This window comes from Microcoleus sp. BR0-C5 (genome assembly GCF_036705045.1).
Lineage (GTDB): Bacteria > Cyanobacteriota > Cyanobacteriia > Cyanobacteriales > Microcoleaceae > Microcoleus.
In genome coordinates, this window is sequence record NZ_JAUBTR010000021.1 from 91,049 (window position 1) to 103,575 (window position 12,527).

General features: G+C 45.9%; 9 protein-coding genes. 3 read left to right on the plus strand and 6 right to left on the minus strand.

Annotated features, from left to right (window positions below; genetic code table 11):
* Nucleotides 1-67: 67 nt before the first annotated feature.
* A complete protein-coding gene (locus tag QUB08_RS12840) occupies nt 68-2,041 on the minus strand; it encodes a PP2C family protein-serine/threonine phosphatase (RefSeq protein ID WP_333225067.1) in 1,974 nt (657 codons plus the stop codon).
* 535 nt (nt 2,042-2,576) lie between these two features.
* Here QUB08_RS12840 and QUB08_RS12845 point away from each other — a divergent pair.
* Nucleotides 2,577-3,161, plus strand: coding sequence for a hypothetical protein (locus QUB08_RS12845; RefSeq protein WP_333225068.1), 585 nt, complete (start codon nt 2,577-2,579; stop codon nt 3,159-3,161).
* Nucleotides 3,162-3,421: 260 nt separating this feature from the next.
* Here the strand turns inward: QUB08_RS12845 and mnmA are convergent, their stop codons facing one another.
* Nucleotides 3,422-4,513, minus strand: a complete 1,092-nt coding sequence (mnmA, locus tag QUB08_RS12850; RefSeq protein ID WP_333225069.1) for a tRNA 2-thiouridine(34) synthase MnmA — start codon at nt 4,511-4,513, stop codon at nt 3,422-3,424.
* A gap of 115 nt (nt 4,514-4,628) precedes the next feature.
* On the opposite strand from mnmA, the gene QUB08_RS12855 reads away from it, so the two are divergent.
* On the plus strand, nt 4,629-6,278 hold the full coding sequence (locus QUB08_RS12855) for an NAD(P)H-hydrate dehydratase (protein ID WP_333225070.1): 1,650 nt from the start codon (nt 4,629-4,631) through the stop codon (nt 6,276-6,278).
* Between the two features lie 271 nt (nt 6,279-6,549).
* On the plus strand, nt 6,550-7,080 hold the full coding sequence (locus QUB08_RS12860) for a peptidoglycan-binding protein (RefSeq protein ID WP_333225071.1): 531 nt from the start codon (nt 6,550-6,552) through the stop codon (nt 7,078-7,080).
* 533 nt (nt 7,081-7,613) lie between these two features.
* Here the strand turns inward: QUB08_RS12860 and QUB08_RS12865 are convergent.
* The 4 genes from QUB08_RS12865 to QUB08_RS12880 all read right to left on the minus strand — a co-directional run bounded on the left by QUB08_RS12865 (nt 7,614) and on the right by QUB08_RS12880 (nt 12,215).
* Complete coding sequence (locus QUB08_RS12865) at nt 7,614-8,087, minus strand: TerB family tellurite resistance protein (protein WP_333054017.1); 474 nt, start codon at nt 8,085-8,087, stop codon at nt 7,614-7,616.
* A 121-nt stretch (nt 8,088-8,208) separates the two neighbouring features.
* Nucleotides 8,209-10,110 (minus strand): M61 family metallopeptidase, encoded by a 1,902-nt coding sequence (locus QUB08_RS12870; RefSeq protein ID WP_333225072.1) that lies wholly within the window; start codon nt 10,108-10,110, stop codon nt 8,209-8,211.
* Nucleotides 10,107-10,787 carry a Crp/Fnr family transcriptional regulator gene (locus QUB08_RS12875; RefSeq protein ID WP_333225073.1) on the minus strand — a complete coding sequence of 227 codons (681 nt, stop codon included), beginning with the start codon at nt 10,785-10,787 and terminating at the stop codon, nt 10,107-10,109. Before QUB08_RS12875 ends, QUB08_RS12870 begins: the two co-directional genes overlap by 4 nt.
* Nucleotides 10,788-11,354: 567 nt before the next feature.
* Nucleotides 11,355-12,215 carry an inositol monophosphatase family protein gene (locus QUB08_RS12880; RefSeq protein ID WP_333225074.1) on the minus strand — a complete coding sequence of 287 codons (861 nt, stop codon included), beginning with the start codon at nt 12,213-12,215 and terminating at the stop codon, nt 11,355-11,357.
* Between the last annotated feature and the right edge of the window lie 312 nt (nt 12,216-12,527).

Genomic DNA, 12,527 nt, shown 5'->3' on the forward strand with positions numbered 1-12,527 from the left:
GACCTAAAGTTTGAGATGACGGACATCACTGAATATATTTTAAACTTTAGAAGGGATATCCAAGTAGTTATTTTTGTTTAAGTACCAGCAATGTGATGTCATCAAAAACTTTTTGTTCGCCGATATGCGATCGCACGTCCTTAATTACAGCGTGCCTAATTTCGGTAGCCGAACGCTGCCAATTAATCTCTATTACCTCTATTAACCTATCTAAACCATAAAGCAGTTCATCCATATTTTGAGCTTCCGTAATCCCGTCAGTGTACAGCACAACCACATCTCCTGAACGCAAATGCACAATTTTCTCTGCAACAAATTCAGCAATATCTGCATCCAGCCCGATCGGGAAACCCAAATCGATTGTATCAAACCTCTCTACACAACCGTTACACCGCACAACAATCATTTCTTCGTGCTGGCCGCTTAACTTCAGAATCCCCTCCTCATAGTCTAGCAAGGCAAGACTAGCATTTTTGTCGCATTTCATCCGCTGCACGTTATCGTAAATTACACTGTTAATAGCACTTAAAAATCTTACTGGGTCTGGTTCATTGTAAGCGAGCAAGGTTCGGACTGCCGTTTGCACCATAATCATTAAAACACCGCTCTCCAATCCGTGTCCCGTCACATCCCCAATGCCGATTTTTACTCTACCTTTGTGCTGGAGTACGTCGTAATAGTCGCCCCCCACTTCCTCAGCAGCCTCCATAAATCCCGCAATATCTAAGCCGATAACTTCCTTAAGTTCTCGCTCTTTTGGCAGCAGCATCTGCTGAATCTTCCGAGTAACGTCTAGTTCGGCGCTCATTCGCATATTTTCAGCTTTTAGGCGATCGTTGAGAACAGTAATTTCTTGATTTGCAACAACTAAGGCATCGGCAATCTTGTTAAACGCACCCACAACTTGCCCCAATTCATCTCTGTTATCCAAAATAATTTTTTGTGCGAAATTGCCACTTGCCATCTTTTTTGATGTTTCGTCAAGAACAAATACAGTTTGCATAACCGCCCTGTAAAAAGACACAAATAGATAAATAACGAGAGCTAATATTATTAACACTAAAATAATAATCACTTGTTTCCTCTTAACAAAAGCAGCAATCCGGTACTGAAGAAGAAAATCTAACTCATTTACAGTTTTATCTCCGAGTTTAAAACTTGCATTTAAAGCCAAATTGCTTCCTGTGATGTAGGCGTAATATTTTAGTGATACAGTTTGATATATTGTTTGATCTAGTTGCTTAGTTAGCTGCTTAACCAGAGAGTTGAATTTTATTAAATCCTGTGTTAATGCCGAGCGCAGATTCCCCTGATGATTATTGCTAAATGCTACCTCCATGTTAACTTGCAAATCATCATTGATTTCTCTCAATCGGCTGGAAAGAGTAATCAGTTGCGCTCTTTCTTCTGGTGTGGCATCGGCACGCAGGCTAATTTTTTGAGAAATAAGCCTAATCTCTGACAAAATTTTTTCCATTTCTGGAATCTGACGCAAAGTAGCATTTATTAAATAATAAGTATCCAAATCTGGGTCGGAAATCAGATTGGAAGTATCGCCGACGCGAGCGCTCTGTCTATCAATGTCTGTAGCTAAACGTTGATAGACAAAATCGTAAGTTTCTAAACTCCACTGGCTGCGGCGAAGTTTAAAGTTTTGCCAATCTTGATAAATTTTATAAAAATTTTCACTGGACATTAATATGTTTCCGAGCAGGTCATCTGTATTTGCTAGGGCTTGAAAGTTCTTGTCTATCTTGGCTTCTAAATCGTTTCTGCATTCTGAATTGCTTAAATTAGGATTTAAACTCTGATAATTTAACAGTTGAAGTTTCGGTATGTATTCCCTCAACTGGCGCAGTGGGCGCAAGTATTGATTACCGTAAATTTCTTTTTGAGTAAAATCAACCCTGCTGTTAATTTCGGAAATCAACAGGTACATGACCAAGGTTAACGGTATTGCAAATAGAAAACCGATCAGGAGAAATTTTTGAGGATAACTCAGCCGATTCATTAAATGGATTGCCAGGGATTTCCTGTTCATAATGGATAGATGTCCACAAAATTGTACTCAAAAAGTAGCCTTTGCTACTAAAGTAGTTGCGGGGACGATCACTCTAGAAAACCACAATGCTAATACAATTAATCAGCGATAGCTAATTTAATTTCTAATGCGCTTTAGTCCTGTTGCAACAAATTTTGTGGCATCCCTGTGATATCCTTGGCTCAGCTCGCCTCTCACAGTCTAAAACACGTTTAGCAGTTTTGGAACGAAGAATAGTAATTTGTACTGAGAGTCGGGGGCAGGATTAGAGGCTTTTAAGAATATTTACTTAAGCATAAATTTTTCTTAATACCCTGAGACAAAAAGTAAAAATTAAGTAATAACTGGGTAGTGCAACTTTCCCGAAACACAACTGCCGGCCGCGAGTAGGAAATACTTGCGCCGCACCAGCAACCCGCAGTCAAGTCGGTTCTGCACAAAGGAACCAATAACACCAGCAATAGTGTCTAAATCAGTATCTGCAGTTGAGTGTCCAGGAGCGATCGCGCATTGTGTAAAGTGAGGCAGAGGGCGTATGATGAAAAGAATCTCCAACAATAGTTTTCAAAAGAATAAAAACCGAGACCAAAAGCAGCCCAATCCTGTAATCTTGGCTTTGGTGCTGACAGGAATTCTGGTATGGGAAATGTATCCGGCGCTAAGACACACCGCTGCGGCTAACGCGGGCGCTCTCAAAGATTCCCTTGCCCAGTTGGAAAGGCAACCGCCGCAAACCGCGCAGCAATTTTCCTCAGCCGCGGTGCCCCAAAAAATCAGCTATTCGGTATTGGCACTAAATAGTCTAATTTCCGAACCGGGAAATTTGGCGGAGACGACTCCCCCAAATCCCCCGAACAAATTGCCCGCAACCGTAGCAGCAGCAGTTCGCCGAGAGTTGTCCGGCTCCACTGGCATTGCTGCTGACAAGTTGAAAGTAACGGAATCGAGCGGACAAAGTTGGCCGAATACTTGTTTAGGACTCTCGAAAGCGGATGAAATTTGCGGTCAAATGATTGTCGAAGGTTGGCGGGTTGTGGTTTCTGATGGTAGGCAAACTTGGGTGTACCGTACTAATGCTAGGGGAAATATCTTGCGTTTGGAAAAAAAGTTAGCTAGGTAAATGTACCCTGTGAAATGAAATATAAGTTTCCTTTTGGAACAGGCAAGATGCCTGTTCCACAAAGAGTGAATTTTCTTGTGGTAGGTTTCTTGTCGGCTTCTGGGAACAGGCAAGATGCCTGTTCCACAAAGAGTGAATTTTTTTGTGGGAAGTGTGTTGTGGGGGGAGCTTCTGGGAACAGGGAAGATGCCTGTTCCACAAAGAGTTAGTTTTTTTGTGGGTGGTTTCTTGTGGGGTGAGCTTCTAGCCGGCCCCTTAAATCAACCGGGGAGTTGGTTTCTTTCGATGATGCCGCCGCCCAATAGCACATCGCCGTCATACCAAACAGCCGCTTGTCCGGGGGTAATGCTCAACTGCGGTTCGTCAAAAATCAACTTAACTCTTGTACCGCCGACTTTTTCCTCTGCTTGGGAGGATTCTACAGGAATAATTGTAGCCGGGACGGGTTGCGATCGATATCGAATTTGTACCTGAGCCCGAATCGGAGCCGTCGGTGCAGCCACAGAAACCCAATTCACTTTCTGGACTGTACATTCAGATTCTACTGCCAACTGTCGATCGCCCACAATTACCCGATTGCCAGCAGCATCAAGTTCAATCACATACAGCGGTTCCGGTGCAGCAATACCGAGTCCCTTCCGCTGGCCGATGGTGTAGTGGTGCACACCGTCATGCTGTCCGAGCACCCGCCCTGACTTGTCCACAATGTCACCCTTTTGCGGGGCAATGTACTTGTCCAGAAAAGCCCGCATCGAACCGTTACTTTCCACCAAGCACAAATCCTGACTTTCCGGCTTATCAGCAGTTGTCAATCCAAATTCCGCCGCAATTCTGCGAGTTTCAGTCTTGGTAATTTCCCCCAAAGGAAACTCCGTACCCGCCAACAAATCCTGTGTTAGATCATACAGGAAATAAGACTGATCTTTCGCAGGGTCGATCGCCCGCAGCAACTGATAGCGACCCGTAGCAGCATCGTAAGTAATCCGAGCGTAGTGGCCTGTAGCGATTTTTTCAATTCCGAGTTCTTCGCGAGCATACTTAAGCATTGGCCCGAACTTCACAGTTTTATTGCACTGCGAACAAGGCAGAGGCGTAACTCCTGCACTGTAACCCTCCACCAAATAATCAATAATACTTGCCTGAAAGACCTCGCGGCTGTCAACAATGTGGTGGGGAACGCCCAAATCTTCGCAAATTTTAGCTGCATCGACCATTCCCTCAGAGCAGCACTGACCTTTGCCCTTCATCAACCACAGCGTTAAACCCACCACTTCATATCCCTGATGGTGTAAAATTGCGGCTGCTGCGGAACTATCGACCCCGCCGGAGAGGCCTACAACAATCTTGTTCATGATTCTGAGAGAAATTGCTATTTTACTGTGAGTTAGTTCGATCGAGCTAATTTATTATACCACAAAAATACTACAACTGGCCACTGCTGCTGTTAGCTGAAATTTTAGCACTAATATGACTATTCAAAAATTTGTTGTCACCGCCGACCAAATGCGGCAAATAGAAACCAGAATCTTTGCTGCTGGAATGCCAGTCGCAGCTTTAATGGAAAAAGTCGCGGGACTGATTGCTAGACGCATTCAGGAGCTTTTGAAAGCGGAAGGAAGTTCGGCAACGGGCAGTGTACGGGATTTAACGGATAGAAGGAAAAGGGAAGAAGGGAAAAATATTGTTAATTCTCAATTGCCAGTTATCGGCATATTGGTTGGGCCAGGACACAACGGTGGCGATGCTTTGGTTGTTGCCCGCGAATTGCATTTTCAAGGGTTCCAAGTAGTTATTTACTGCCCATTTTCTAAACTAAAAGAACTCACAAAAACTCACGCTGATTATGCGCGTTCTTTAAATATTTCATTTGTTGATAATATTGAAAATCTGAGAAACTGCGATTTGCTCGTAGATGGTTTATTTGGATTTGGATTAGAACGAGAAATTACTAACGCCACTGCCGCAGCTATTGACGAAATAAATAATTTAAATATAGCCATTTTAAGTATAGACATTCCATCGGGAATTGATACAGATACCGGAAAAGTTTTGGGGACGGCTATCCGGGCAAAACATACATTATGTTTGGGTTTGTGGAAAATGGCATTTCTGCAAGACATAGCGTTAGAATATATCGGCAGTTCTGAATTAATTGATTTTGATATTCCCGCAGCAGATATTGCAGCAATATTGGGTGAAACGCCAGCAATACAACGCATTACAAAAGCCTCGGTAACTCAGCATTTGCCGTTACCCCGATCGCCAATTTCGCACAAATACACCAACGGTCACTTACTAATTATTGCAGGTTCCCGCCGCTACAGCGGAGCAGCAATTTTGGCAGCATTGGGAGCAAGAGCTAGCGGCGTGGGAATGCTGTCAATCGCTGTTCCTGAGTCGATTAAATCGATGTTGAGCAGCCAGTTGCCAGAAGCATTAGTTATAGGATGTCCCGAAACCCAAAGCGGTGCAATTAGCGAGTTGCCAGTAGCAATTGATTTGGGCAGCTATGATGCGATCGCCGCAGGCCCAGGTCTGACATTGGAAGCCGCAATAGCTGTAGAATCTGTACTGGAGAGCGATCGACCTCTGGTTTTAGATGCTGACGGTTTAAATATCCTCGCTCAACTCGGCACAGTCCCGATTTTGTCCGAACGCTCTGCACTGACAATTATCACGCCTCATCCGGGCGAATTCAAGCGTTTATTTCCCGAATTAGCCGAGCAAACCGGCGATGATCGAATTGCGGCAACTCAAGCAGCAGCTCAGCTTTGCGGTGCAACGATATTGCTCAAAGGAGCCAGAGTTTGCATAAGTTGGAAGGATGAGAACGATTCCCTACGGGATAGCTACGCTTCACGTACCATCACCTACCTCAATCCCGAAAGCACCCCAGCCCTCGCCAGAGGCGGCAGCGGCGACGTTCTCACAGGCTTGTTGGGGGGACTATTAGCAAGTGCGATCGCCCGCAAATCCCCCCCCAAATCAGTTGCTGCAACAGCAGCTTGGTGGCACGCTCAAGCCGGAATCATGGCTGCTAAAGAACGGACGGAATTAGGAGTAGATGCCTTTACTTTGACACAGTATTTAATTCCAGCTTTGCGAGAATTTTCTTAGCAAACAATCAACATGAGTTGGTAGGGCGCGTACCCCCCATCTTTGTATTGGGTAGATGTACACCGCGCACCTTAGCCCTTGGTTTGTATTGACAACGGAAGTCCTCATAAAGATATTACAACTTGCATTCCTTACGACAAACCAACGGGTAACTCAAACGAGTGACACTCACATGAGTGACACTCCAAAAAGTGACTGTGCATCCACAAATCCCACCAGTTATACCTGAAATATCAAAGACCAAAACTTAAATCTTGAGAGGAACCACATTATGTACACCGAAGAAAGAAGCTTGAACAATGAAACTATGGCTCTCGTCGCCGATACTACTGCTCAATCAAGTCTTGCATTTGCTGCAACCACTGGAGTAAACAAACCCACTTTACAAATGGGTTCAACAGGCCAAGCTGTCAAGGAACTACAACAGCTTCTATATCATTGGGCATATTATTTTGGCGCCATTGACGGTATCTTCGGCGTCCAAGTTCAAAACGCCGTCAAAGGCTATCAACACCGCGTCTTTTTAAAAGAAGATGGGATTGTCGGCCCTCTCACTTGGGAAGCACTATACTCTGGTGCACCTGTGAATATGCCGATCGTCATGAAGGGCAGTTCTGGTAATGCTGTTAAAATTGTTCAGAATGTCTTGAAAATCAATGGATACTATTTCGGATTCATTGACGGATTATTCGGGCCGATGACAGATGTAGCAGTGCGACAATTGCAAATTAGCATGGCTTTACCGCAAGATGGAATTGTCGGCTACAGAACTTGGCACGCCCTCAGCAAGTTACCGCACTAATGACAGGTTGGATTCATATCAATTCCGGTTGTACGAGCGAAATGATTGTTGACTGTTGACTGTTGACTGTAGAAGGAGGGGTCGAAAAACTGAATGGTTGAGTGTTGACTGTTGACTCGATTTTATCATTCCGATGCAACCGGAAACGATATTACTTTCAGTGAGCGCCCAAAATCGGTAGATAAATTAGGGATTTAGGCTTTGTCTAAGTCCCTAATTGTCGTTAAGGGGAAGGCAGCGCGCGGGAAGGGGCGCAAATTCTGTTACCATTCCCGGCGATGAAAAATATTCTTAAATTCCCTGTGTTTTTTTGTTAGTATATCCTAGGAAATGGGGAGTCACAGTCCGGTTTATTGCCCTTCTGATTTAGTAGTAAATAGTTCCACTGAGAAACTTATTATTATTCCCATATTTACCTAACAAGACTTAGGCATGGGGGGCTTATTCCCGGTTTATACAAAAAATTCCAGGTTGAGTAACGAGAAATCTAGGAATCAACCGGGTTTTTAAGCCAAGCGCACGCACGTCCCGAACTAGCCTTTGATGAATTTTTCTAATTTGTGAGCCATCTTCTCTACAATTCCCTCTGAAGTATCTGCCGCCGATGATTCAGCTTCAATACGCTTGACCACATCCTCTGAAAGATTCAGCAACTGCACTAATTTTTGATAAGCTGCGGCTTCTTCAGCGTTAATTTTTGGTTCATCGGGAGTGCGAGAACTAGATGAAATCACTTCATAGCCGAGTTGCAGGACTAATTCCTTTTCATCTTGAGTTTCTAGCTGGCAGATCAACTCGTCCAGGGGGATATTTTGCATGATATAATCCCGCAGTTCTTGTTGCATTTGTTGTCCGTCGGTATCTGGGGCAAACAAACGACAAAAGCGATCGAGCATTAAATTAACTTCTTCTGTGGCGAGTTCGCCGTCAGCCCAGGCCATAGAAGCAACAATCCTCAGCAGATTCATCTGGCGGGGCGTAATTGATGGAGGAGGTGGGGTTTGCATAATCAAAATTGGTAATTGGGAATTGGGAATTGGGAATTGGGAATTGGGAATTGGGAATTGGGAATTGGGAATTGCGCCTGATTCCTTCTTGTCTTTTCTTTCCCGTTCCCCTTCATTTATGTCACAATTTCGATAAAGGAACTCCCAGCCATCCAGTAAAGTTTTGTTTCTGAATAGCGGTGGGCTGTTCCACCGGCACGATCGAGTAACGCATCGGGCGCGGCGGGGCGAGAGTAACAGGACAAGTCCGCAGTTCGTCTTGGTGAAAAACTGTCACCTCTATTGTGTCCCCTGGCTGATAATCTTTAAGCCTCTCACCCGCTTGTTCTGAATTTACCCGAAAACCTTCGATCGCCAGCAACTCGTCTCCTGCATCAATTCCGGCCAATTGTGCCGGAGATCCTACTTCGACAAACTTAACCATTTCCCGTCCGTTTTCCGTTCCCAACGTCCAACCGATGCGAGGTATTTCGCTAGTTTCACCGGCGGTGAGTTCTAGCCCGAAAGGTTCCAGATACTTGTTGTAAGGCAACTCTTCTGTACCGTCTATATAGCGCGCAAAAAAGTCGCTCAAATCAATGCCGGCGACGGACTCCATCGCACTTTGCAACTCTTCGGGAGTAAAGCCTATTTCTGCTGGCAGCGAAGGAGAATTTAACTGTCCGTTTGAGGTCAAATGCGCCGATTTGCCGTCTGTTCCCGACTTCAGGTCAAAATCGTCGTTTTGGGCAGAATTAGCATTGCCAAACTGCTGCCACATCAAACGCATCACATCATCGAGCGATCGCTCATTGCCGTGTTTGGCGCGAATCAACAAATCGAGCAAAAACGAAACAACTTCCCCTTTCAAATAATAGGAAATCTGCGAATTATCGCTGTTAGCATCCCGGCGATAAAGTTTAATCCAAGCATCCCAGCTCGACTCGCTCAGAGGCTGCACGCTCCGCCCCGGAGTCGTCTGCAAGCGAGTAATTTCCTTAGCCATACCTTGGAAAAAACCTTTCACGCTGTAGAGACCGGCTCGAAAAGGAATCACCAAATCGTAATAACTGGTAGTGCCTTCAGAGAACCATAAAGAAGGAGTGTAATTCTCTTTTTCGTAGTCAAATACTTCGAGAGCTTTCGGTCGAATGCGCTTGACATTCCACAGGTGAAAAAACTCGTGAGCTACCAACTGAATAAAGCGTTCATACTTTTCCTTAGCCCGAAAACCAAAACGCGGATAGTTGAGAGTGCAACTCTCCTTGTGTTCCAAACCACCAAAACCAGAGCCGGACAAATGCAGGAAAAACACATAGCGTTCGTAAGGCAAACCGCCGAACATTTTTGCCTCGACTTCGATCACTTTTTGGATGTCTCGAATCGTGCGATCGGGTTCTAAATTGCCTTTTCCCCAAACAACTAGCTGGTGGGCTTTTCCCATCACTTCAAACTCGTACACTTCGTGATAGCCAATCTCAAAAGGACTGTCTACCAGAGTGTCAAAATTCGCAGCAGCGAAAGTAAGATTTTGGCCAGAAACAGGCGGCAAAGTAGTAACGGTGCGCCATTGCGGCTGAGGCGGCACAACGGTTATAGTGTAGCAGTTGCTCTCAAAACCGGGCAAGAAAAAGCACAAAGCCGCCGGATTGAAATAACCGTGAGTCGAGTCTAAATGATTGGTTCGCACTGTCAGTTCGTTGGCAAAAATGCGGTAGAAAACCGTGACATCTGACACCGAATCGGTCTCGATTTGCCAGTGATTTTTGCTGAGCTTGCGCCAAGGTAAAGCTCGATCGCCCGCATGGGAGCTAAAATCTTGCAGGTGGCGGGCGTACTCTCGAACCAAGTAAGAACCGGGAGTCCAGACAGGCATTTTTAAATCCAGAACCGGCTTCGACCAACCTTGCACGCGCAAAGTTACTTCAAACAGGTGGGATTCCGGATTGGGCATCGCCACCGAATATTGAATTGTCGGTGCTGTTAGTTGCCCCTGACGGTTGCCTGCAGCCGACGAGGTATCCAAAGAAGTAACATCAGTCATTGACTTGCCAAATTAATCAAGTGCTTGAGGTTGATCAAATGGATAGTTTGGCGGTCTGGATCGATTTTGATCCAACCTTTACTATCGAGTTTTTCCATAATTTTGCTGGCTTCATCTAGGGTGATATCTGTGACATCAGCTAAGTCTTCATAAGGAATATTGAAGATCTCTTTGCCCTCAGCAGTTTTCTGACCGTAGTTTTCTGCCAGCTCGACTAAAGTATTTGCTAGTTTAACCGCTGGCTGGCGGTTTCGGAGTTGATAGCGGTGATTGGTTTGGCGGAGTCGCCGCACCATCAGTTGCAGCATCCGGTGGTGCAATTGCGGATCTTTAAACAGGGTTTGGATAAATCGCTGAGCTGTGACGCTGAGAAGTCGCACGGGCGATAGAGCAAGTACGTCATTCGATCGGGGAGATTCGTCCAGAATGGCCATTTCGCCGAAGAAGGCACCCCGTCCTAAAATAGCCATTGATACAGCTCGATCGTTTGACAAGCGCCGGACTTTTACCCAGCCAGACACGACAAAGTAAATCGCGTTGCCCCAAGAATCCTCCATCACCACAGCTCGGCCCGGGGGATACTCATGCTTGACGGCATTTGATAGCAGCCCTCCCAAGGTTTCTGGGTTAGCACCCTTAAATAGAGGGAATAGCTCACTGAAAGCTTCTGTCTTCATCAAAAAAATGGGTAGAAACTCCGTCCTTCTAGGACGGCTTTATATTGTCTTTTTTTGATTACTACCGCCTTGGGACTGGTTGGCGGGAGTGTGCTTTTGTGTTGCACTTTCAGCGGGACAATTACCGCCTCAAACTTCCCAGCCCTGTACGCATAGTGTTTTGCTCTTTCGAGCCTCCCTTTCGGGGTGATGTTAGCCTGCGCCTTAGTTTAGTGAGCTTGTTGGGCTGAAAGCACTGCCCCAGTGACCTTAGAGCTGTTTAACCTTCAGCGACAGAGCGGAAAACTGGCTTCGCATTCTCCGGTGTCGTGACTCAAAAAACGTAGTCAGTTAAGACTTAGGCCCGTCAGAATGGCTTGTCAGATTACTCTTCCAAGCCTCACGCCTTGATAGCTGAGGTTCCTGACGCAAACTCGCGGAGGTGGGAAATATGATTAGGCGATACCCAACAGCTAGGGAACGATCGATGTTTGGGAACACAAACAATCTGTTGCTCCTTTAATTGATGATAAGGGTGCACAGGCCCGCTTCATGTAAAATTGGCAGATTCTTTCATCCTAAACGGTTTTAACAGCCTCTGACTGCCTGTTGAACTTTACCCAACAGAGGTTCTATGTATTCCGGCCAGCCGATCGCGATTGACTGCGTGTGGGCGAGTGTCTCCGGTTCGATCACATCTTTAGTCCACCTCAGTGGTTGACCTTGCAAGTCGCAACAAACCAATCCGGCTGCTTTTGCTAGAGCCAGAGGGCCGGCGGTATCCCACACTTTAACTCTGCCGTTGAGATACAGGTACAAACCAGCTCGACCGAAGATAACTTCCATCACTTTTAAGCCAAAGCTGCCCAGCGAGTAAAATTCTGCTCCGGGGATGCTTTGGGCGATCGCCGGGGCGTAGTTTTTCTGGTCTTTGTCTCCGAGAATAATTTTACAATTTTCCGCTGTCGGGGCCGGGGGTTTGCACAGCGAGATCGGCTGCGGCGCTTGGGTTCCCACACTTTGGAACAATCCCCAATCTTTGCCGCCAAAATACATTTGGTCAAAAGCCGGGGCGTAGAGCCAGCCGGCCACCGGTTCCCCTTCCAGCAGCAGCCCCACCATCGAAGCGTAGTGCAGTTTTCCCCGAATAAATTCTTCAGTCCCGTCGAGGGGATCGATGCACCACAGGCGCTGGTAATTGGCCCCGTAAGCTGTTCTGGAGGCGACGTTTTCCTCGGTGATCCTGCCGTCTTCAGGAAACAAAGCGCTAAATGCTGCCGATAGTTGTCGGTCTAGGTACTGATCGATACTCGTCACGTAGTCGTTGGGCCCTTTCTCGGAAACTTCAAAAGGTTCGGCTGCTAGCTTGTAAGCTTCTTGACCGCACTCGCGCAGGGTGTAGCGAATTTTTTGGTCTTGCTCTGGAGAAATATACATGAGGTTAAACATAAATTTTTTAGCTAACTTCAGCATAAAAGCTTAAGTCCTTGGAATCGATCGGCGCGTGTCACTGTTTTTGATTCCTACAGGATTTGCACGCAGGTGCCGAGAAACCCAGTTTCCTAACCATCAGCGCCGTTGCTATAGCAATCCTTGCAGGAGTCGTAAAATTTTTACCCCACCCCAACCCTCCCCGAACCCAAGGGGAGGGAGTAAGAAATTTACAAATGATGCGAGGATTGCTATATAGCAATCCTAAATGATTTTCTCTATCTAGAGCAATCCTAAATGATTTTCTGTGTGTAAGTATATTGACGTATT

Coding starts and splice junctions, on each gene's coding strand:
- QUB08_RS12845 (WP_333225068.1), top strand. CDS start 2,577: ATGATGAAAAGAATCTCCAACAATAGTTTTCAAAAGAATAAAAACCGA.
- QUB08_RS12840 (WP_333225067.1), bottom strand. CDS start 2,041: ATGAACAGGAAATCCCTGGCAATCCATTTAATGAATCGGCTGAGTTAT.
- QUB08_RS12875 (WP_333225073.1), bottom strand. CDS start 10,787: ATGAAGACAGAAGCTTTCAGTGAGCTATTCCCTCTATTTAAGGGTGCT.
- QUB08_RS12870 (WP_333225072.1), bottom strand. CDS start 10,110: ATGACTGATGTTACTTCTTTGGATACCTCGTCGGCTGCAGGCAACCGT.
- mnmA (WP_333225069.1), bottom strand. CDS start 4,513: ATGAACAAGATTGTTGTAGGCCTCTCCGGCGGGGTCGATAGTTCCGCA.
- QUB08_RS12880 (WP_333225074.1), bottom strand. CDS start 12,215: ATGTTTAACCTCATGTATATTTCTCCAGAGCAAGACCAAAAAATTCGC.
- QUB08_RS12865 (WP_333054017.1), bottom strand. CDS start 8,087: ATGCAAACCCCACCTCCTCCATCAATTACGCCCCGCCAGATGAATCTG.
- QUB08_RS12855 (WP_333225070.1), top strand. CDS start 4,629: ATGACTATTCAAAAATTTGTTGTCACCGCCGACCAAATGCGGCAAATA.
- QUB08_RS12860 (WP_333225071.1), top strand. CDS start 6,550: ATGTACACCGAAGAAAGAAGCTTGAACAATGAAACTATGGCTCTCGTC.